We start from the raw sequence: 19,743 nt of genomic DNA on the forward strand, positions 1-19,743 counted from the left end.
GCCACGGCGGCGAGCTGGGATGTGGAGTCCGGAGCCGATCCTGGCTAAAGCGGTCGCCAGAGGCGGCCCGAGCTCCGCCGACTTCCGATGCCTTCCTGCGATCGAGGTCGACGCAGGCGGCGCACACACTCGTGACACCCCTTGGTCTTGCATCTTGAATAGATAGTGTTCAATATAGAAGTGTGTCAATACAAGAGATCGAGATCGTCATCGGCGCCGCAGGCACCGGCCGCGCGGCGAACGGGGAACGGGCGGACGTCCTGATCGGTGCACACCCGAAACCCGTCTACACGGCGAAGATCGAGGAACTGCTCGCATGACCGGCACCCTGACTCGCACTGCTCCGAAACGGCTCTCCGCCCTCGACACGTGGCTGCCGCTCTGGATCGGCCTCGCCATGGTCGCAGGCCTCCTGCTCGGCCGCTTCGTGCCCGCACTCTCAGACGCGCTCTCCGCGATGGAGGTCGGCGGGATCTCGATCCCGATCGGACTGGGCCTGCTGGTGATGATGTACCCGGTGCTTGCGAACGTCCGCTACGACAGGGTCGCCGCCGTCACCGGTGACAAGAAGCTCCTCGTCTCCTCGCTCGTGCTGAACTGGCTCGTGGGGCCCGCGGTCATGTTCGCACTCGCGTGGATCTTCTTGCCCGATCTGCCGGAGTACCGGACCGGGCTGATCATTGTCGGGCTCGCCCGCTGCATCGCCATGGTCGTGATCTGGAACGACCTCGCCTGCGGCGACCGGGAGACGACCGCGGTGCTGGTCGCGATCAACTCCGTGTTCCAGGTCGTCGCGTTCTCCCTGCTGGGCTGGTTCTACCTCACCGTGCTGCCGGGCTGGCTCGGACTGGATGCGCAGGGACTGGAGACCTCGGTCTGGCAGATCGCGCTGAACGTGCTCGTGTTCCTCGGCGTCCCGCTCGTCGCGGGCTTCGCGTCCCGGTTCGTCGGCGAGAAGCGCAAGGGGCGCGACTGGTACGAGGAGAAGTTCCTCCCGAGGATCGGGCCGTGGGCGCTGTACGGGCTGCTGTTCACGATCGTGCTGCTGTTCGCGCTGCAGGGCGAGCAGGTCACCTCCCACCCGATGGACGTCGCCCGCATCGCGTTGCCGCTGCTGGTCTATTTCGCGCTGATGTGGTTCGCGGGCATCCTGCTCGGCAAGGCCCTCGGTCTCGGCTATGCCCGGTCGGCCACGCTCGCGTTCACCGCCGCGGGCAACAACTTCGAGCTCGCGATCGCGGTCGCGATCGGCACCTTCGGCGCCGCCTCCGGGCAAGCCCTCGCCGGCGTCGTCGGCCCCCTCATCGAGGTGCCCGTACTCGTGGGCCTCGTCTACGTCTCACTCTGGGCCGCCCGCGCCTGGTTCCACACCGACCCCTACGCCACCACCGTGACCGAATCGAGGACGTCATGACCGACACCACCGTCATCTCCGACGCCGACGCGTGTGCACCGTCCATGGCCCACGCCATCGGGACCGAGGCCGCGACCACCGTGGCCGGAGCGCTGAAGGCGCTCGCTGACCCGCTTCGGCTGCGGATGCTGTCCGCGATCGCGACCGATCCGCGCGGCGAATCGTGTGTCTGCGACCTCGCCGAACTCGCTGACGTGTCCCAGCCGACCGTCTCCCATCACCTGAAGGTGCTGAAAGAGACCGGAATGCTGTTGTCCGAGCGTCGCGGCACCTGGGTGTATTACCGCATCGCCCCGGGCAGGCAACGCGCCGTCGCGGCCCTCCTCGACGCGTTCGCCCCCGCCGCTGCCGCAGCGGACGAGCCTGAAGACACCGCAGCGCGGGCCGAGGCCCTGCAGCAGATGGACGCTCGGGTGACCCGTCTCGCGGAGGAGCTCGCGGACGAGCTGACCGGTCTGAACCGGGATCTCGTGATCGCGATCGTGCGCGAGTCCTACGCCGGCCTGGTCCGTTCGGCGAAGCTGACGGCGCACATGATCCCGCTCACCGAGCGGTTCGCACGGCAGCGCCTGGCCGATCTGACCCGTGATCGGTCGGCCGGGGTGCCGCAGGTGCTGTTCGTGTGCGTGCAGAACGCGGGCCGTTCCCAGCTGGCCGCCGCGATCGTCAACCAGCTCGCAGGCGGTCGCGTCATCGCGCGGTCAGCGGGCTCCACCCCTGCCTCAGACGTGCACCCGCACGTGCGTTCGCTGCTCACCGAGATCGAGGGCGAGCAGGAGGCCGAGACGGCATTCCCGAAGCCGCTCACCGATGACGCCGTGCGTGCGGCCGACGTGGTGATCACCATGGGCTGCGGGGACGTGTGCCCGATCATCCCCGGCGTCCGCTACGAGGACTGGGCCGTCGGCGACCCGGCCCTCGCTTCCCCGGAAGGGGTCGAAGCGATCCGCCACGACGTCGAAGACCGCGTCCGCGGCCTCCTCGCCACGCTCACTGACTGAAAGAAAGTCGAAACACCATGATCGACCAGAAGCCATCCGTCTTGTTCGTCTGCGTCCACAATGCCGGCCGTTCCCAGATGGCCGCTGGGTACCTCCGCCACCTCGCGGGCGACCGCGTCGAGGTTCGCTCGGCCGGGTCCCTGCCCGCTGATCGGATCAACCCGGTCGCGGTCGAGGCGATGCGCGAAGAGGGCATCGACATCACCGCTGAGGCCCCGAAGGTCCTCACGACCGAGGCGGTCCAGGACTCCGACGTCGTGATCACGATGGGCTGCGGGGACGCCTGCCCCTTCTTCCCGGGCAAGCGATACGAGGACTGGAAACTCGACGACCCCGCCGGGCAGGGCATTGACGCGGTGCGTCCGATCCGAGACGAGATCAAGGGTCGCGTCGAGGCACTGCTGGCGGAGTTGCTCGCCTGAGTCGAGCTTCGCGGTGCCGGTCGGCTATCTCACGACCGAAGCCGCCGAGCTGGATGAGCTGCGGGGTCGGCGCGCAGCACGACCCCGCGTCAGCAGACTCGTCGGGCGCGTCGGAGAGGCCGGAGCCTCCGCACACGCCCGTGTCTGGCAGGACGAGGTCTACGCGCTCGGCGGCTTCGTGATCCCCAGCGATCGCGGCGACGACGCTGCGTACCTGCTCGAACCCGGTCAGGGCGAGGAACGTCGGCGCGCGGCCGTAGGACTTCGCGCCCACGATGAAGAACCCCGGCTCCGGCTGCTCGAGGTCGGCCGCGCCGGTGGCCCGGATCGAGCCGCAGGAGTGCAGGTTCGGGTCAACCTCCATAGCGATCTTCGACGGGGCATGCAGGCGCATATCGAGATCGAGACGGATCTCGGAGAGGAAGGACAGATCGGGGCGGAAGCCGGTCGCGACGAAGACCCGCGCGGCCGGGTCCAGTCGTCGGCCGTCCTCGGCAACGAGCACCGCCTGGCCGCCCTCGATCACTACCTGCTCGGTGCGGAACCCGGTGACCAGATCGACGAGGCCATCTTCGACGGCCTTCTTGGCTCGCTGGCCCAGCGCCCCGCGCTCGGGCAGCTCGTCGGCGCTGCCGCCACCGAAAGTATTCCCGACCGTGCCGCGGCGCAGCACCCAGCTGATCTGCGTCCCGGGCTCGCGCTTCACTACCCGCGACAGGATTCCGATCGTCGTCGCGGCAGAGTGCCCATTGCCGACCACCACAACGTGCTGACCCGCCAGCGCGCTGGCATCCTCGATCGCGGGCATGCGGTGCTCCAGGAGACCCGCATCGACCGCTGCACGCTCGCCGAGAGCGGGGAGCCCGTCGGCGCCCGCGGGACTGGGTGTCAGCCAGGTGCCCGACGCGTCGATCACGGCGCTGGCTTCGATCCGCTCCTCGCTGCCGTCCGCGCGCTCGACATGCACGACGAACGGCTGCTCGGCACGACCCGCATCGACCGAGAGATCGCGACCCTTGCGGCCGACACCGACCACACGCGCCCCGTATCGAACGCGGTCGCCGAGGACGTCCGCGAGCGGTGCGAGGTACTGCTCGATCCACTGCGCCCCGGTCGGGTACCCCCGAGTCGGCGCCGCCCAGCCGGTCGGTTCCAGCAGACGCCGCGACGCCGCATCGATGAGCTCCGTCCACGGCGAGAACAGGCGCACGTGCCCCCATTCGGCCACCGCCGCGGCCGGACCGGCCCCGGCCTCCAGGACGAGCGGGTTCAGGCCGCGCCCGAGCAGGTGCGCGGCCGCCGCGAGTCCCTGCGGGCCTGTACCGATGACGATGACGGAATCCACCCCAGCCTCCATGCATTGATGTTCTTCGATATGAAGAGCCTGCCCGACGTATCGATATCCGTCAATATGTGAGGCAGAATGGGCGCATGACAGTTCTCCCCCTGGCGATCGACGTGCCACCCGCGCAGGCGTCGTGCTGCGCGCCTGCGACTGATGCGATGGTCGATGACGCGACGGCGCAGCGGCTTGCGAAGGTGTTCAAGGCGCTCGGAGACCCGAACCGGGTGAAGCTGTTCTCGCTGATCACCGCGAGCGCGAGCGGCGAGATGTGCGTGTGCGATCTCACCGAACCCGTCGGACTCTCGCAGCCGACCGTGTCGCACCACATGAAGCTCCTCGTCGAGGCCGGGCTCGTCACCCGCGAGCAGCGCGGAAAATGGGCGTACTACCAGCCCGCGACCGGCACCCTCGCCGAGGCGGCGCGGGTGTTCACCGCCTGATGCCACCGCGCCGGTGCCGTATGCCGATCCGGTATGCCAAGCTAGGGCGCGCAGCACAGACCGCGTGGGGGAGGCAGGGTCGGTGAGAGTGGCAGGTGGGGCGTGGGCAGACCTGGACCACCGCGAAAGCGGGGGCGACGAGGTCGCTCACACCACGGCCATCGCCGCACGGAGGCGGACACCAGATCGCAGCGTCGGTCAGCGACGCGCGGCAGGTGTGCCGTCCGTGCCCGGCTCGACGGCACCCGCTCCCGGCGTGCGGCATTCGAACGGCCGGAGGCATCCCATGACGAACACCACATCTCTGAGTTCCGCCACCGCGCGCCTGTCCACATCGCGCCGAACAACGTGGGCGCTCTTGCTCGCCGGAACGGCGGTGCTGGCTCTGTTGCCGGTGCTGGCGGCGTGTTCCGCGGTGCCGGCCCCGGACAAGCCGTCGACGCCCGTGCCTTCGGCATCGGAGAGCGCGGACTCGGGGACCGGAGGTCCCGAGGGCGCAGGATCGGATGTCAAGGGGGCCTGCACAGCGTTCAACGATCTCGCGACCAGGCTCCGCGAGGCGGACGAGTCTGAGAAGGGCGTGTTCGTGTCGATCTACGAGGATGCGCGGAAGGGCGCAGAAGAGGCTCCCGAGGACATTCGTGACGCGCTCACTGCCCTCGGGATCGTCGCGCTCGACCGCGACGGCGGTTCGGTGCCCCAGGAGGATCGTGATCTGATGGTCGAGCAGCTGACGCGGATCACGCCGATCTGCGACACCGTCGACGTCGAGGTCGTCCTCTAGATCGACGGGCGCGGCGACGCAGGGAGTCCCGCCATGCGGGCGAGTACCGACAGCCCGCGTTCCGAGGCGGAGTTCGTCGCCTGGCTGAGGAATCCGGCGGGGCGCGGACATCGGTCTTCCCGCGTCAGCCCGCCGGCGCACCCTCCGATCGAGCCTCCCTTCCGGCGCCGCGCTCTGCCATCCAGGCGCGGACGTGCAGGAATGCGCCGACGCCGCAGCCGACACCGAGGGCGATCATCACGAGCGACGTGACGATCCCGCCCGGCGAGAGGACCAGGGCGATGACACCGGATACGAGGAAGACCGCGCCGATCAGCGCCGCCGCGCAGGCTTCGATCAGCGGTGCTGTGCGGCCGCGGACGCACATCGCGAGGCCGTAGAGGATTCCCGCCGACGAGAGTGGAAGCAGCGTCGGCGGAGGGTCTGAGGGCGCGCAGAGGGCGACGACCAGGATGGTTGCGAACCCCAGGGCCACGGTGACACCGATGCCGAGGCGGCGGCGCGGCGGGGCGGGGGAGACGTCGCTCACGATGCGGGGGAGCGGCGGAGGCGGCCGTCTCTGCGCCCGGTCACCGGATCCGCTGAGGTCATGGGGCTATGGTCGCACACCTGCGGAGGGCCGGCCCGTCCCGAGGAAGCCGGGCTCAGGCGAACGCCGCGTCGACCGCCTTCTGCACGGCGCCGACGATCCGGGAGGGCACGCCGTCGCGGGCGCGGACGACCATGCGCACGGGAGGCGGCTCGGGGAGGCCCGCCACGGGGCGCAGTCCTTCGAGTCCGCGATCGACGACGGGGAGCAGGATCGCTCCGAGGCCGGAGCGGGCGGCGGACTGGCCTCCGGCGAGGTCGCCCACCTCGACGACGGTGCGGAACGGGCGCTCATGCACGGCCATGAGCTCGAGCACGGCCGGACGCATGACGCAGGGGGGATCGAACTGTACGAGCGGTACCGCCTCGTGTTCGGGCGTCGTCCAGTCGGGCGCGGCGAACCAGTCGAGCCTGAGACGCTTCTGCGCTGGGCTCGCCGCACCGATCTCGAGCACGACCGCGAGGTCGAGGCGCCCTGCGTCGAGTGCTTCGGCGACGCGCGCCGTGCGATCGAGGCGCAGACGGAGCTCGGTGTCCGGGGCGACCTCGCCCAGCGCCGCGACGATCTCCGGGAGCATCTGCTCCGCACCGTGCTCGGTCGATCCCAGCACCAGGGTGTCGACGTGCCCGGGAACGCTGACGGCGCGGAGGACCTCATCGTGGAGGTCGAGGATGCGGCGGGCCTCGGCGAGCAGGAGCTCTCCGCGGGGAGTGAAGGTCATCTGCCGCCCTCTGCGCTCGACCAGCGGCGCGCCGACCACCTGCTCCAGACGGCGCACGTGCTGGCTCACGGCGGATTGGCTGAGGTGCAGCGCAGCCGCGGCGCGATGGAAGCCCCCACAGGAGGCGATCATGAGAAAGGACCGCAGCGGCACGACGTCCAGGGTGCTCATGCGGCCAGCATAGTCCGATCGCGATAAGTGATCGATCATAATTGCTGATCGATATTGGACGCCGTGAGCGTCCGCGAGAAGCATGGAGAGCATGACGCTCCGCCTGAACCATGTGGTCCTCATCGTCCTCCTGTACGGGCTCGGATACCCCCTCGGCGCCGTGACGCTGGGCGAGCTCTCGGCGCCGTGGGTGCTCCTCGTCCGCTTCACGCTCGCCGGCCTCCTGCTCGTGATCGTGGCCGTGCTCGGTCGGAGGCAGTGGCCGCGCGGCCGGCAGTGGGGCCATGTGGTCGTCGTAGGCCTGCTCATGCAGGCCGCACAGTTCGGCTTCGCCTATGAGGGGATGCGTCTCGGCGTGCCGCCGACGCTCACGGCACTCGTGATCGCCATGAACCCGCTGACGACGGCGGCGTTGGCCGCTCTGTGGCTGGGGGAGCGACCGACGCGCCGCGGCGTGGTGGGCCTGCTGCTCGGCGTCGCGGCGATCGTGCTCGCCTTCGCGGGGCGGATCACGGTGGACGGCTTGGATGCCGCGCTGATCCTCCCGCTGCTCGCGCTGTGCGGGATGTCGGCAGGCGGCGTCTACCAGCAGCGGTTCCTGTCGGACGTCGATCCGCTCCCGGCGAGTGCGGCGGGTCAGCTCGTCTCCGCGGCGCCCATGGCGATCTGGGCGCTGGTCACACCCCCGGACCTCGGGGATCCGCGCCTCGCCGTGGTGAGTCTCGCGGCGATGACCGTCCTCAGCGCCGCGATCGGCACGACGGTGTACATGGCCGCGGTCCGCCGGAGCGGCGCCGCCCGGGTGTCCCTGCTGTTCGCCGTGATCCCCTCTGTCGCGGCCTTCTTCGACTGGGTGCTCCGCGGCGAGCTGCCCGGCCTGGGCGTCGTCCTCGGGCTGGTGGTCGGCGCGATCGCCTGCATCGTGGGCGGGGGACCCGCTCGTTCTGACCGGCGACGCCCCGCGACATCCGCCGGCACGGCGCCGCCGGTCGCCGAGTGACTCCTCCGCCGCGAACCGCGTGCGCGGCGCTCACCGGGGTGGCGGGACAGGGCGCGGCGGTCTCAGAGGAGGACGTCCGCCGCGGAGGTCAGCCTCCGCCAGCTCTCCGCGTGCACCGTCTGCGCACGGAGGACATCGGCCTCGGGCATCACCCCGAGGTCGAGTCCCGTGAGCGTCGCGATCTCGGCCACCGGCACCTGGAACGTGCGGAAGGCTCCGAGCGGCGGCGCGGCGAGCAGCCCGTCGCGGGTGTCCACCAGCTCCGACTGGTCGAGGAGGAACCCGGCGGTCACGAGGCCTCGTATGCCGCACCAGGCGGCGACCTTCCAGAACCGGAGCGGAATCCGGATGCCACGATAGGGCGGGTCGTCGTCGCCGAGCACCGGCGCGGTGAACACCGAGATGCGCTGCGAGGTCGACTCCGCGTAGGAGAGCACGTGATCCTCCAGGCCGAGCCAGAGCTCCTTCGATTGGTTGAATCCGGCGGCCTGCGGGGCGGCGTTCGGATAGAAGAACGTCGCCTCCATCGCCGCCCTGGCATCGGCGGGCTCGCCCCACCCCGGGTCGCGGCGGCGCACGAGATGGCCGCGGTCGAGGTCGTTGCGCGTGTACACCGCCGGTCCGGTCTGCAGCTCCTCCCCGATGCGCGGATCGAGCCGCCACTCACCGGCGCGCGGCAGATCGAGCAGGCGTGAGCCGTCGATGTTCACGCCGGTCGCCGCTGCGAGGCGCCGCTCCGGGTCGAGCAGCACCGTGAACCTCGGGTAGTCGAGCCGCCGGGCGCCGCCGGGCGCGACCGGGAAGGGGACGGGTGTCGTGAGGAATCCGGTGTCGTATCCGTCGGCCATGTGACCATCGTCCCTCGGACCGCCGACAGCGGGACCCTACGACTCGGACGGTTTGAGCGGCAGCTGCGGGCCGTGGTTCCAGGCGAGGATCGCCGGCTGCTCGCGAGAGAACCCGAGCACCGACACCGAGCCGGCGTCGAGGGTGATCTGCGCCCCGAAACGCGGCGCCGCGCGCAGGAACACGGCGGTGAGGATCCGCAGATAGTGGCCGTGAGCGATCAGCGCCACGTCGCCGTCGGCCATCGCGGGCAGCACCCTCGTGAGCACCCGCGAGGCCCGCGCGGCGACCTCCTCCACGGTCTCGCCGGGCGTCTCGCCGCGGATGACGCCGTGGTTGAACGCCGTCCAGTTGTAGCCGAGCTCGGCGCGGATGTCGGCGGTGGTGCGCCCCTCATACCCGCCGTAGTCCCATTCGACGAGCAGCGGATCGACCTCGGCGGCGAGACCTGCCAGCTCCGCCGTCCGGCGCGCCCGCTGCAGCGGAGAGCTCAGGATGAGTCCGAAGTCGTAGTCGCGCACGAGCTTCCCCGCGGCCCGCGCCAGCTCCTCTCCGCGCGGTGTCAACGGGATGTCGGTGCGGCCGGTGTGCCTGCCGCTTCGCGACCACTCGGTCTCGCCGTGCCGGAGCAGGACGAGCTTGCCCTGCGGATTGTCGGGGGCCGGGCGGTCGGGCAGCGGGTCTGGTGCGTCCACACCGCCACCGTAGCGCGGACGGAGGGCGCCGGGCCGCTTAGGCTTGCGATCATGACCGAGTACGGGCGAGGCGACCGGGACGACCGCCGGCAGGTCCGTCCCGTGCTGACGCCGCAGCAGGAGCGGGACCAGGCGCTCCTCGACGAGGTCGCGTCCCGACGCGCGAGGGGCGAGAAGGTCAAGGCGCTCCGCGGCGCCGAGGACGGCGAGTTGCGGATCTACACCAAGGCCGAGGCCGGTCCGGCCTGGAGCAACGGATCCTCCTCACGAGCGGTGTTCTCTCTCGGCGGGCAGTTCGTCCTCGTCGGCATCATCTCGGTGGTGATGGTCGCGCTGATCGTGCTCTCCCTTCGGCGCGGCCCCGGCGAACTGTCGACCTTCGCCGTCGGGTTCGTCATCGGCGGCGTCGTCTGGGTCGCGAGCGCGATCGTCCTCATCCGGACGATCATCGCCGTGCGCCTTCGGCGGCGGCGGGGACTCCCGGAGCCGGTGCCGGGCAGCGAGCACCTCGGCACCGTGGTCCCGCGGCCGCGGCGCCGGAACCCCTGAACGAGGGGCCCGGAAGACATGGAACAGCCGCACGTCCCCGGCCCGAAGAGGCGGATGAACCCCTGGCTGAAGACGGCGCTCTGGCTCCTCCTGGCGTCCTGGCTGGGCTGGATCGTGTGCTCGATCGTCGCCCTGAACGGATCCGGGGTGCGTCCGCAGGCCGGTAGCGGCGGAGGGACGATCGCGATCCATGTGCTGATCATCGCGATCACGGGGGAGACCGAGATCGACTGGGCGCTGACCGGGACGCGGATCTTCGGCGCGGCGATGGTCCTGATCCTGCTCGGCCTCGGCGTCTGGTACCTGTTCCTCCGCAAGCCTCGACCCGACGAGTCTCGGAGCACGCACTGAGCCGGTCTCGGCGGTCTCCCATCCGCAGTCCCGATACTGAGGGGATGGCGGATGGGGGAGGCATGGACGAGCTCGACGCCCGCGCACCCCAACGGGTCTTCCTCGGCGCCGCAGGTCTCTTCGGGGTGCTGGCCGCCGTCGTCGTCGCCCTCGCCGTCCTCGGCCGGATCCACGGCGGCCTGGAGCGGGTGCTGCTCTTCCGGTACGGCGGCGATCTGGTCAGCGGACTGCTCCTTCTGCTCCTCCTGGTGCTCTTCGCCGCGGTCTCCTGCCTGATCCGCGCCTCGGGGTGGTCGCTGCTCCTCGCCGTGCTGCTGCGCATCCTCTCCTTCGCCGCCGCAGCGGTCGTCGCGCTCTGGCTTCTCCTGATCGGGGCCGCCCCGGCGACGACGATCTTCCAGGGGGATTGCCCGACCGGATATGCCGTGCAGGAGCGCTCCTTCCTGTTCCTCGAGATCGGCCGGGTGTACGCCGTCGACGGGATCTGGGGAGTCCAGGCCGGCAGGGTGGGGAGCGACGACGGGTATCAGCCCTTCGCCGACGGCGCGTACCTCGTCAGCCGGGCCGACGGGAGCCTCGAGATCAGCTTCGGGATCCACTCCGCGGACGACCGCGACGGCAGCATCACGCTGCCCGAACGGCTCGCCGCGTGCGGGTGAGCCTCGGGACGCGGTCCGCTGCGGCCACACGCCACGGGAGGGAGGTCGGGACGTGTCCCGTTCCGCTGCCGTCGTCCCGAAGAACGGACGGAGTGGGGAGGTGGGCCCGCGGAACGGGACTCCGTCCGCGATACGGGTCGGCCCGTGCCGCGGGGGCGTTGCCGTTCCTTCCGAAGTCCTCCGCGATCACCGTCTACGGAAGCATGTCCGCGCCGTCGTGGGCGAGATCGCCCCGGCCGGGCGCGCCCGCCCGACCGGAGTCGCCGAACGCCTCGGCCCGCGCCGCGAGGATCAGCTCCCGGAGCTCGGCGGCGGGGACGTCGGCTCCGAAGGTCGGCATGCCGGGCTGGAGGAGCACGCCGGCGGCGAGGGGCCCGGCGAACACCGGATCGAAGCCCAGCGCGTCGACGAAGGCCATCACCGCGTCGACGTCGTCGCGGTCGTCCCCGGCGACCGCGATCGCCTTCCGCCCCGGAGCCCCCGCCGGGCGCGACTCCTCCTCGAGGTCGTGGTAGCCCATGTGGTTCAGGCCCTTCACCACCCGTGCGCCGGAGAGGAAGTCCTGCACGAGCCCGCTCGTCGACGCGTGGGGATCGCTCAGGTCGTCGCGGATGCCGTCGGTCTCCCACCAGTAGTTCATGGCATCGACCACGAGCCTGTCCTCGAGCTCCGCTGCGGGCAGTCGACGGTGCTTGCCGAGCGGCAGCGCGAGGATCACGATATCGGCCCCGGATGCGGCGTCCTCCGGGGTCACCGGCACCGCGCCCGGAGCGAGCACCTCGATCGTCAGGGCGATGCGCGCCGGATCGCCCGAGCCCGAGATGAGCACCCGGTACCCGGCGGCGAGCGCCAGGCGCGCGAGCACCGTCCCCACCTTGCCGGCGCCGAGGATCCCGATCGTGCCGCGGATCCCGCTCATCGCCGGAACGCCTCTCCCGTAGCCGCCGGACGGGCCGGGGCCTCGGCGAGGAGCTCCCGCACCATCGGGATGACACGGGTGGCGTAGAGCTCGACGGCGCGGAGCCGGGCGCTCGCGGCCATCGCCCCGCCCGCCGTGTAGATCAGGTCGAAGCGGCCGACGTCGAGCGTTCTGATCGCGTCGGCCATCCGTCGCGCCACCGTCTCGGGGGAGCCCACGTAGAGCGAGCCCCGGGCGACGTCGGCCTCGAACTCGGAGCGCTGGAGCGGCGGCCAGCCCCGCAGGGCGCCGATGCGGTCGCGCACCTCACGGTAGCCGGGGTAGAAGAGCTCCTTCGCCTCCTCGTCGGTGGCGGCGATGAACCCGGGGGAGTGCATGCCCACCGGGTGGGCCGTCGTGCCGAGCTGCTCGGCGGCGCGGCGGTAGAGGTCGACGTAGGGGACGAACCGCGCGGGGGCGCCGCCGATGATCGCGAGCATGAGCCGGAATCCGTAGTGCGCGGTGCGGAGCACCGACTGCGGGGTGCCTCCCACGCCCACCCAGGTGCGCAGGCGCCCGCCGTCGGTCTTCGGGAACACGTCCGCCTCGTGCAGCGGCGCCCTGGTCGTGCCCTCCCACGTGACCGGCTTCTCGTCGAGCAGTCGGTGGAACAGGTCGATCTTCTCGTCGAAGAGCAGCTCGTAGTCGGACAGGTCGTACCCGAACAGCGGGAAGGACTCGGTGAAGGAGCCTCGCCCCAGGATGACCTCTGCGCGTCCGTCGGAGAGCGCGTCGACCGTCGCGAACCGCTGGAACACGCGTACCGGGTCGTCCGAGGAGAGCACGGTGACCCCGGAGCCGAGCCGGATGCGGCTGGTCGCGGTGGCGATGCCGGCGAGCACGGTCTCGGGCGTGGAGATCGCGAACTCGGGGCGGTGGTGCTCGCCGATCGCGATCGCGTCGATCCCCAGCTGGTCGGCGAGCACCGCCTCGGCCAGCGTGGCGCGGATGGCCGCGCCGTAGGAGACGATCCCGCCGCGGTCGTCGCGGGGCAGATCGCCGAAGGTGTCGATGCCGAACTCGATGTCGGAGACGTTCATGAGATGGTCCTCTCGGTCGGAAGATGGATGCTCAGGCGTGGACGGCCTTGCCGCCCTTGACGATCTGCGCCGGGCGTCGGCCGGTGAGCCGCCATTCGCCCGGGTCCGCGTCGAGGAGCTCCCGCACGCGAGGGGCGACGCGCTCGCCGAACAGGCGGATGCTCTTCTCCCTGACCTCGCGGGGGAGATGCCGCAGGTCGTACTTCAGATCGAAGCGGGACAGATGGTTCGCGCGCGCCACGGCGGCGATCTTCGCGGCGACCGTCTCCGGCGAGCCGACGAACAGCGCGCCGGTGTCGGTCTCCTCCGCATAGCGCTCGGCGGTCGGCGGGTAGAAGCCGCGTTCCTCGCTGAGCTGCGTCACGACCGGCCGCCAGTGCTCCCAGTGCACGCTCCTGGCCTCCTCGTCGGTGTCGGCGATCAGCCCGAGCGAATGCTGGGCGATCGGCAGCTCGGCGTGTCCGAAGGACGAGAGCGCGCGGAGATAGAGCTCGGCGTGGCCGGCGAAGCGCTCGGGTCGTCCGCCGATGATCGCCATCATCAGCGGGAGGCCGTGCCGGGCGGCCCGGATCACCGAGTCGGGGCTGCCGCCGATCCCGATCCAGGCGGGGATGCCGCCGTCGGGCATGCGCGGGTGCAGGCGCACGTCGTCGAGCGGTGGCCGGTAGGCGCCCGACCACGTCACGCGGTCCTCTCGCATCAGGCGGAGGAAGAGGTCGAGCTTCTCCTCGAAGATCTGCTCGTACTCGGCGATGTCGTATCCGAACAGGGGGAAGGACTCGATCGCGGACGCCCGTCCGAGCACCATCTGGGTGCGCCCTCCGGAGATCCCGTCCACGGTCGCGAACTCCTGGTACAGGCGGACCGGGTCCTGGGTGGACAAGACCGTCACCGACGTGCCGAGTCCGATCGCCGACGTCGCCTGCGCTGCTGCGGCGAGCAGCACCGGCGTCGCGGAGTCGACCTGGTCCTCCTTGTAGTGCTCCCCGACGCTGAACACGTCGAGGCCGACGGATTCGGCGAGCTGCGCCTCCTCGATCAGCAGGCGCAGCGCCTCGGCGTCGGTCTGGATCCTGCCGCCGTCGGTGGCGATGTCGCCGAAGGAGTTCAGCCCGAACTCGAAGTGCGCGCTCCCCGTGGTCATCATCAGGCTCCTCCCGTCGCCCGGTCCTTCCGGATTGACGTGTCAATTCAGTGAACGCTACAGTTGACGCATCAATTCCCGGGAGGTGGAATGGGGCAGCAGAAGCCGCGGAGCTCGCCGACGCAGGATCAGTTGCGCGTCTGGCGCGACTACATCGAGACCGCTGAGGCGCTGCGGGATCGGCTCGCGACGCGGATGCAGGACGAGTCATCCCTGTCGACCGGCGATTACCGGGTGCTGCTCGCGCTCAACGAGGCGGAGGGACGGCGGATGCGGTCCTCGGAGCTGGCGGAGGCGATCGGCTGGGAGCGCAGCCGGCTGTCCCATCACCTCGGACGCATGGAGCGACGCGGGCTCATCGCCCGTGCGGCCTGCGCCGAGGTCGCCCACGGTGTCGACGTGCTGATCACGGATGCCGGGCGGGAGAGGTTCCGCACGGGGTCCGTGCCCCATCTCCACGCGGTGAAGGAACTGTTCGTCGATGCGCTCACCCCGGTCCAGCTCGATCACGTCGACGGGCTCTCGCGGGCTCTGCGCGCGCACCTCGGGCTGGACGGAGAGACGGTGCCGGGTTCCTCCCGCGGCCGATCCCTCAGGTGAGGGCGGCGAGGAACTGCGCGGAGGGCGCGAAGAAGGTCGTCCCCGTCCGCGCGGTCGAGAAGTCGAGCAGCCGGTCGTGGAGACCGGGAGGGTCGCCGATGAACATCCGCTCCAGCATCCGCTCCGTGACCCAGAGCCGTCGCGAATATCCGATGAAATAGGTGCCGAACTCGCCGGCGGCAGGACTGCCGAACGGCATGTTGTCCCGGAGGATGTCGTGCTCGCCGTCGCCATCGGTGATGGTGGCGAGCGTCTTGTGCGCCTTCTGGGCATCCGCGGGAGCGTCATCGAGCTCGACGTCGTCGGCCTTGCGGCGGCCGATGATCGCCTCCTGCTCGGCTGTGGAGGCGCTCTGCCAGGCATCCAGATCGTGCAGATACTTCTGGACGACGACGTAGCTGCCGCCGACGTGGGCCGGATCCTCCGCACCCACGAGAGTGCTCTCCGGCAGGTCCGGTCCGACCGGGTTCGCGGATCCGTCGACGAAACCGAGGAGATCGCGGGCGTCGAAGTAGCGGAAGCCCGCGACCTCGTCCTCGCAGCGCACGCCGTCGCCGAGCGCCTCGAGCAGCAGCCGCTCGAACTCGAAGCACAGGTCCTGCCGCTCGGCGCGGATGTGGAAGAGGAGGTCTCCGGGCGTCGAGATCGCCGTGTGCACCGTTCCGGCGATCTCGCGGAAGGGATGCAGTTCGGCGGGGAGGGAGCTGCGGGTGAGCGCGGGCCACACCGCGGCGCCGATGCCGACCGTGCAGGACAGGCCGGCGTCCAGGTCGCGGAAGCCCACCGACTTCACCAGGTCCCCGATGCCGCCGACCGTCTCGCGCACCCGGTCGATCGCGTCATCGGCGACCGTGACCACGAGGAACACCGCGGAGCGGGTGAGCGGGGCGTCGACCTGCTGCGGGGCGACGGGGACGCGCCGTTCGGGCATCGGAGACCTCCTCTGGGCGGACGGGAGACGGCCTCCATCGTAGCCCTGCGCGTCGTCAGCCGGCCTTCGCGCGCCGGTCGCGGGGAGCGGCGACCTCGACGACCCCGATGACGGTCGCGAGGGCGGCGACCGCGGCCGCGAAGACCAGGCCGGCCGGGCGGAGTCCGATCGTGCCGGCCAGCAGTCCGACGCCGATCGCAGGCACCGCGAGCATCACGTAGAGGCCAGCGAAGAAGGAGGAGGACACCTCTCCGCGATGCGCGGCCGGGACCTGTTCCACCGTCGTGGCGATCCCGGCGTTCAGGCAGAGGCCTCCGGCGATGCCGAGGATCGCGGCCGCGACGAGGAGGGGAGCGAGGGTCGCCGTCGCGAGTGCGAGGGCCAGGACGGCCGCCGCGACGACGAGTCCGCCGCATCCCGCGGGAAGTGCGACGCGCGGGGACGTCCGGCGGGCGACGACCTGGCCGACCGCCATGCCGGCGAACGCGAGGAACACGACGAACCCTGCGAGGGCATGGCTCTCGAGGCGGAGCTCGCGCGCGAGGAAGAGCGCCGAGACCGCGGTGAGCACGCCGGTCACCGCGAAGCCGGCTCCTGCGGCCAGCACGGCTCGGGCGAAGGGGCCGCGGACCGACGCCGGCACGTGCAGACGGTGGGGGCGGATGCGCACGCGACCGCGGGACTCGGGCGCGGGGGTCCAGAGCCACAGGCAGAGGAGGGCGATCGCGCAGAGAACGAGGTGGGCGGCGAAGGGCATCGCCAGCGGATGCGGCACGGCGGAGGCGAGGGCGCCCGCCAGCAGCGTGCCGAGGGCGAGCCCACCGGTGTTCGCTGTGACGGCGAGCGTCCCGGCGGCGCCCTTCCTCTCGGCGGGGAACAGGTCGATCACCGCCGCGGTCCCCGCGCCGCTCATGAAGCCTGCGCCGAGCCCGGAGATCACCCGGGCGACGATCAGGAGGGGCAGGGACGGCGGAAGGAGGAAGAGCGTCGCGCTGAGCAGTGCGAGCGCGACGGCGATCATCAGCACCGGGCGGCGGCCGAGGTCGTCGGACAACCGCCCGAAGAAGGAGAGCGCGCCGACCACCCCCAGTGCGTAGACCGCGAAGAGGACGGTCACGGTGAGGGGGGAGAAGGCGAGCTCGGCGGAGTAGATCGAGTACAGCGGGGTGGGGATCGTCGTGCCCATCATCGTGACGAGGAAGGCGAACGCGGTCGCCGCGATCGCGCGCCGCGGAGTGCGGGAAGGTGCGGATGTCATGAGGCTCCCATATATCGAGTCATTATGTATCGAAAGAGTAGCACGATACGAAGCACAGTGTCTCGTTAAATCGTCTGTCGTGTGGATCAGTCGCGATAGTCGCCGACGCCGCGTCGCCAGTAGCCCTTCACGTGCAGTTCTGCGAGGTCCTGGTCGTGGAGCATGCGGCGGAACAGGGCCGCGGAACCCGCCTCGGCGGCGAACCACACTCCGGCGGCCGCCCCGAAGCGCTCCCTCGATGCGGCGGAGACGAGCCGTGCTCCCGGGGTGTCCCCTGCTCGCCGGTCGAGCCAGGTGAGCTGCACGCCCCGCGGGAGGTCCATGTCCTGCCGATCGCGGGGATCCCCGGTCTCCACGAAGGCGCGGACCGGGCGATCGCCGTGCTCGCGGGCGAGGATCGCGGCGACAGCGGGCAAGGCGGTCTCGTCGCCGAAGAGGGTCAATGACGTGGCGATCCCCGAGGAGGGGTGGCCGCGCCGGGGGCCGCCGACCCGTGCGGGCTCGCCGATCCGGCAGCCCCTCGCCCAGCGGGGCATCGTGCCTCCGTCGTGGAGGAAGAAGTCGACCTCGATCTCGTCGCGGAGCGGGTCGTAGCCGCGCACGGTGAACGCGCGCCCGTGTTCGCCGTCATCGCCGGGGCGGCGGACGAAGAGCTTGACCCACGACCCTGCAGAGCCGTGCACCACGGCGGCGAGGTCGTCCCCGCCGAACGTCACCCTCAGCATCCGCTCGGTCAGCTGCTCGCGTCCGGTGACGACCACCTCGCGGGAGAGGGTGGGGCGGTGTGCGGCGCGTTGTGCGGTCCCTCGGATGACGTTCACGGTGTGTCCTTTTTTCGAGTCAAAGTGTCTTGTAATTCTATTCTCAGTCATTCCGGAACATCAAGCACCGAAAGTGGTAGCGTCGGAGCATGGGTGAGACGTCGAAGCCTCTCGGGCGCCCGCGCAGCGAGGATGCACGGCTGGCGGTGCTCCATGCCGCCGATGACATGCTCGTCGAACAGGGATATGCCGCGATGACAATGAAGGGCATCGCGGAGCGCGCCAAGGTCGGCAGACAGACGGTCTACCGCTGGTGGTCGTCGAAGGCCGAGATCCTGCTCGAGGCGAGTGCTGCCGACGCGGTCCGCGAGCTGACGCTGCCGCCGGGCGCCGATCCGGAGGCCGATATCTCCGCGTTCCTGTCGGCCCTGTCCACCTTTCTCACCCGCTCTGACGCGGGTCTCGCGTACCGCGCGCTCCTGGGGGAGGCGCAGCACGACGGAAAGGTCGCCGAGCTGGTGCGGGGGGGCGATGTGCTCGGCGAGGCCGCGCGGGTCGTGATCCGCCGGGCGGGTGCGGCGGGCGCGTTCGAGGGGGAGCGCGACGACGCTCTCGTCGCCGAGCTCGTCGGTCCGCTGGTCTTCCGCGTTCTCTCCGGCGGGTGGGACCCCACCGAGGGGGAGCTGTCAGCGATGGCGCGACGCTTCTTGCGACGCTGAGCCCGCACCGTCGAGCCTGCGCGGAGATATCCAAGTTCGCGCTATTTTTGAGCGATGACTGACTTGCGCCTCGACGCGGGGGATCGTTCCCTGCTCCGCCGGATGAACTCCCATGCGGTCCTCCTGTCCGTGCGCGAGCGTGCTCAGACCGCAACCGAGCTCGCCCAGGAGCTCGGGATCTCCCGCACGGCGATCGAGGACGTGCTCAAGGACCTGCTCGCGCTCGGATGGATATCCGGCGCCGACGACGCCGAGCGCCCCAGCCGCCCGGGCCGGCCTGCGAAGCGCTATGTCTTCGCGGCGGATGCCGGACACGTCGTCGGGATCGACATCGGTGTGCACTCTGTGACGGCGCGCATCGCCGACCTCGCCGGCGAACCGCTCGGCACGGCGCGATGCGCCGTCGATGCCGGTGCGACGGTGTCTGAGCGCTTCGATGCGGCAGCTGAGGCCTTCGTCGGCGCGTGCGCGGAGGCGGGTGTCGAGGCCGGCGGTGTGTGGCTGGCCGGTGTCGGCGTCCCCGGCGTGATCGACGCTCGCGGCGTGGTCCTCGCCTACGGCGGCGATGGAATGCCGGGATGGGCGGGGACCGACGTCCGCTCCTCGCTCGGGCGGCGCCTCGGCGTGCCGGCGGTGGTGCAGAGCGACAGCACGATGGCGGTCGTGGCGGAGCACTGGCGCGGTGCGGCGACGGAGGCGCAGGACGTCGTGTTCATCCTCTCCGGCAACAGGACGAGCGCCGGGCTCCTGCTCGGGGGCGAGCCGCATCGCGGGGTGCGAGGCGGCGCGGGTCTCGTCGGCGCGCTGCCCGAACTGGGCTGGGCGTCTGCTCCGGCCTTCGTCGAGGGGCTCTCCGCCCACGGAATCGAGCCGACGAGGGAGGCCATGTTCGCCGCGGCGGAACGGGGCGACCCGGTGGCGACCGAGGCTCTCGACGGGTTCGCCGGGGCGCTCGCCAGGGGCATCGCCGCGATGGCGCTCGCGGTCGACCCCGAGCTGATCGTGCTCGGCGGCGGGGTGTCCCGAGGCGGCGACACGATCCTGAACCCGGTGAGATCGCACCTCGATCGGATCCTGGGGGAGGGGCGTGCGCCTCTGGAGCTCTCGACCCTCGGATCGGATGCGACCTCGATCGGTGCGGTCCGCGCGGCGCTCGTGCAGGTGGACGCGAATCTCGCACGCCTCGGCCGCACGGCGCCGGGCTTCCCCCGTCCCGCGCGCGTCCTGGGCGCCGGCGAGTAGCAATCGGTGCCTTGACAGGGGGAATATCGCCTCGATACATTTAAACGGCAAGTTGGGAATTTAATCCCGCACCCCGAACCCGAGAACCGAAGAGGCTGCATCG

24 protein-coding genes are annotated in these 19,743 nt (G+C 70.9%); 13 read left to right on the forward strand and 11 right to left on the reverse strand.

Annotated features, from left to right (window positions below):
- Window positions 1-182 precede the first annotated feature (182 nt).
- Genes ABWO84_RS08115 through ABWO84_RS08130 form a run of 4 tightly spaced genes read left to right on the forward strand, consistent with a single transcriptional unit; the run spans window position 183 to window position 2,837 of the window.
- Window positions 183-320 (forward strand): hypothetical protein, encoded by a 138-nt coding sequence (locus ABWO84_RS08115; RefSeq protein ID WP_353114012.1) that lies wholly within the window; start codon window positions 183-185, stop codon window positions 318-320.
- On the forward strand, window positions 317-1,414 hold the full coding sequence (gene arsB, locus ABWO84_RS08120; protein ID WP_353114013.1) for an ACR3 family arsenite efflux transporter: 1,098 nt from the start codon (window positions 317-319) through the stop codon (window positions 1,412-1,414). Before ABWO84_RS08115 ends, arsB begins: the two co-directional genes overlap by 4 nt.
- Window positions 1,411-2,415, forward strand: coding sequence for a metalloregulator ArsR/SmtB family transcription factor (locus tag ABWO84_RS08125; protein ID WP_353114014.1), 1,005 nt, complete (start codon window positions 1,411-1,413; stop codon window positions 2,413-2,415). The genes arsB and ABWO84_RS08125 overlap by 4 nt, the downstream gene beginning before the upstream one ends.
- Window positions 2,416-2,432: 17 nt before the next feature.
- Window positions 2,433-2,837 carry an arsenate reductase ArsC gene (locus tag ABWO84_RS08130; protein ID WP_353114015.1) on the forward strand — a complete coding sequence of 135 codons (405 nt, stop codon included), beginning with the start codon at window positions 2,433-2,435 and terminating at the stop codon, window positions 2,835-2,837.
- Here ABWO84_RS08130 and ABWO84_RS08135 read toward each other — a convergent pair.
- A complete protein-coding gene (locus ABWO84_RS08135; RefSeq protein ID WP_353114135.1) occupies window positions 2,794-4,194 on the reverse strand; it encodes an NAD(P)-binding domain-containing protein in 1,401 nt (466 codons plus the stop codon). The two genes, ABWO84_RS08130 and ABWO84_RS08135, sit on opposite strands and share 44 nt — an antisense overlap.
- A 74-nt stretch (window positions 4,195-4,268) precedes the next feature.
- On the opposite strand from ABWO84_RS08135, the gene ABWO84_RS08140 reads away from it, so the two are divergent.
- Together ABWO84_RS08140 and ABWO84_RS08145 are read left to right on the forward strand one after the other, a co-directional pair.
- Entirely contained in the window at window positions 4,269-4,622 is a 354-nt protein-coding gene (locus ABWO84_RS08140) for an ArsR/SmtB family transcription factor (protein WP_502915404.1), read from the forward strand.
- 286 nt (window positions 4,623-4,908) lie between these two features.
- Complete coding sequence (locus ABWO84_RS08145) at window positions 4,909-5,406, forward strand: hypothetical protein (RefSeq protein WP_353114016.1); 498 nt, start codon at window positions 4,909-4,911, stop codon at window positions 5,404-5,406.
- A gap of 124 nt (window positions 5,407-5,530) precedes the next feature.
- On the opposite strand, the gene ABWO84_RS08150 is transcribed toward ABWO84_RS08145, so the two are convergent.
- The gene (locus ABWO84_RS08150; RefSeq protein WP_353114017.1) at window positions 5,531-5,935 is read right to left on the reverse strand and encodes a hypothetical protein; all 405 of its coding nucleotides are present in this window, start codon (window positions 5,933-5,935) and stop codon (window positions 5,531-5,533) included.
- A gap of 115 nt (window positions 5,936-6,050) precedes the next feature.
- Entirely contained in the window at window positions 6,051-6,887 is an 837-nt protein-coding gene (locus ABWO84_RS08155) for a LysR family transcriptional regulator (RefSeq protein ID WP_353114018.1), read from the reverse strand.
- A 91-nt stretch (window positions 6,888-6,978) separates the two neighbouring features.
- On the opposite strand from ABWO84_RS08155, the gene ABWO84_RS08160 reads away from it, so the two are divergent.
- The gene (locus tag ABWO84_RS08160; protein WP_353114019.1) at window positions 6,979-7,887 is read left to right on the forward strand and encodes a DMT family transporter; all 909 of its coding nucleotides are present in this window, start codon (window positions 6,979-6,981) and stop codon (window positions 7,885-7,887) included.
- A gap of 62 nt (window positions 7,888-7,949) precedes the next feature.
- On the opposite strand, the gene ABWO84_RS08165 is transcribed toward ABWO84_RS08160, so the two are convergent.
- Both ABWO84_RS08165 and ABWO84_RS08170 read right to left on the reverse strand, forming a co-directional pair.
- Window positions 7,950-8,735 carry a DNA/RNA non-specific endonuclease gene (locus ABWO84_RS08165; RefSeq protein WP_353114020.1) on the reverse strand — a complete coding sequence of 262 codons (786 nt, stop codon included), beginning with the start codon at window positions 8,733-8,735 and terminating at the stop codon, window positions 7,950-7,952.
- Window positions 8,736-8,771: 36 nt separating this feature from the next.
- The gene (locus ABWO84_RS08170) at window positions 8,772-9,428 is read right to left on the reverse strand and encodes a histidine phosphatase family protein (RefSeq protein ID WP_353114021.1); all 657 of its coding nucleotides are present in this window, start codon (window positions 9,426-9,428) and stop codon (window positions 8,772-8,774) included.
- Window positions 9,429-9,479: 51 nt separating this feature from the next.
- On the opposite strand from ABWO84_RS08170, the gene ABWO84_RS08175 reads away from it, so the two are divergent.
- Genes ABWO84_RS08175 through ABWO84_RS08185 form a run of 3 tightly spaced genes read left to right on the forward strand, consistent with a single transcriptional unit; the run spans window position 9,480 to window position 10,987 of the window.
- The gene (locus ABWO84_RS08175; RefSeq protein ID WP_353114022.1) at window positions 9,480-9,977 is read left to right on the forward strand and encodes a hypothetical protein; all 498 of its coding nucleotides are present in this window, start codon (window positions 9,480-9,482) and stop codon (window positions 9,975-9,977) included.
- An 18-nt stretch (window positions 9,978-9,995) separates the two neighbouring features.
- Window positions 9,996-10,328, forward strand: coding sequence for a hypothetical protein (locus ABWO84_RS08180; RefSeq protein ID WP_353114023.1), 333 nt, complete (start codon window positions 9,996-9,998; stop codon window positions 10,326-10,328).
- 44 nt (window positions 10,329-10,372) lie between these two features.
- On the forward strand, window positions 10,373-10,987 hold the full coding sequence (locus tag ABWO84_RS08185; protein WP_353114024.1) for a hypothetical protein: 615 nt from the start codon (window positions 10,373-10,375) through the stop codon (window positions 10,985-10,987).
- Between the two features lie 193 nt (window positions 10,988-11,180).
- Here ABWO84_RS08185 and ABWO84_RS08190 read toward each other — a convergent pair whose 3' ends face one another.
- The 3 genes from ABWO84_RS08190 to ABWO84_RS08200 are packed head-to-tail and all read right to left on the reverse strand — an operon-like array spanning window position 11,181 to window position 14,129.
- On the reverse strand, window positions 11,181-11,906 hold the full coding sequence (locus ABWO84_RS08190; protein WP_353114025.1) for an NADPH-dependent F420 reductase: 726 nt from the start codon (window positions 11,904-11,906) through the stop codon (window positions 11,181-11,183).
- On the reverse strand, window positions 11,903-12,985 hold the full coding sequence (locus ABWO84_RS08195; protein WP_353114026.1) for an LLM class flavin-dependent oxidoreductase: 1,083 nt from the start codon (window positions 12,983-12,985) through the stop codon (window positions 11,903-11,905). The genes ABWO84_RS08190 and ABWO84_RS08195 overlap by 4 nt, the downstream gene beginning before the upstream one ends.
- A gap of 31 nt (window positions 12,986-13,016) precedes the next feature.
- A complete protein-coding gene (locus tag ABWO84_RS08200) occupies window positions 13,017-14,129 on the reverse strand; it encodes an LLM class flavin-dependent oxidoreductase (protein WP_353114027.1) in 1,113 nt (370 codons plus the stop codon).
- Between the two features lie 90 nt (window positions 14,130-14,219).
- On the opposite strand from ABWO84_RS08200, the gene ABWO84_RS08205 reads away from it, so the two are divergent.
- Window positions 14,220-14,729, forward strand: coding sequence for a MarR family winged helix-turn-helix transcriptional regulator (locus tag ABWO84_RS08205; RefSeq protein WP_353114028.1), 510 nt, complete (start codon window positions 14,220-14,222; stop codon window positions 14,727-14,729).
- Here the strand turns inward: ABWO84_RS08205 and ABWO84_RS08210 are convergent.
- The 3 genes from ABWO84_RS08210 to ABWO84_RS08220 form a co-directional block, all read right to left on the reverse strand.
- Window positions 14,722-15,660, reverse strand: coding sequence for a Dyp-type peroxidase (locus ABWO84_RS08210; protein ID WP_353114029.1), 939 nt, complete (start codon window positions 15,658-15,660; stop codon window positions 14,722-14,724). The genes ABWO84_RS08205 and ABWO84_RS08210 overlap by 8 nt on opposite strands.
- Before the next feature lie 55 nt (window positions 15,661-15,715).
- A complete protein-coding gene (locus ABWO84_RS08215; RefSeq protein WP_353114030.1) occupies window positions 15,716-16,918 on the reverse strand; it encodes an MFS transporter in 1,203 nt (400 codons plus the stop codon).
- 86 nt (window positions 16,919-17,004) lie between these two features.
- Window positions 17,005-17,739, reverse strand: coding sequence for a siderophore-interacting protein (locus tag ABWO84_RS08220; protein WP_353114031.1), 735 nt, complete (start codon window positions 17,737-17,739; stop codon window positions 17,005-17,007).
- An 89-nt stretch (window positions 17,740-17,828) separates the two neighbouring features.
- Between ABWO84_RS08220 and ABWO84_RS08225 the strand changes: the two genes are divergently transcribed.
- Both ABWO84_RS08225 and ABWO84_RS08230 read left to right on the forward strand, forming a co-directional pair.
- Window positions 17,829-18,398, forward strand: a complete 570-nt coding sequence (locus ABWO84_RS08225) for a TetR/AcrR family transcriptional regulator (RefSeq protein WP_353114032.1) — start codon at window positions 17,829-17,831, stop codon at window positions 18,396-18,398.
- Window positions 18,399-18,452: 54 nt separating this feature from the next.
- The gene (locus ABWO84_RS08230; protein ID WP_353114033.1) at window positions 18,453-19,640 is read left to right on the forward strand and encodes an ROK family protein; all 1,188 of its coding nucleotides are present in this window, start codon (window positions 18,453-18,455) and stop codon (window positions 19,638-19,640) included.
- Window positions 19,641-19,743: the final 103 nt, after the last annotated feature.

The sequence above is a fragment of the Microbacterium sp. genome (assembly GCF_040394595.1).
GTDB lineage: Bacteria > Actinomycetota > Actinomycetes > Actinomycetales > Microbacteriaceae > Microbacterium.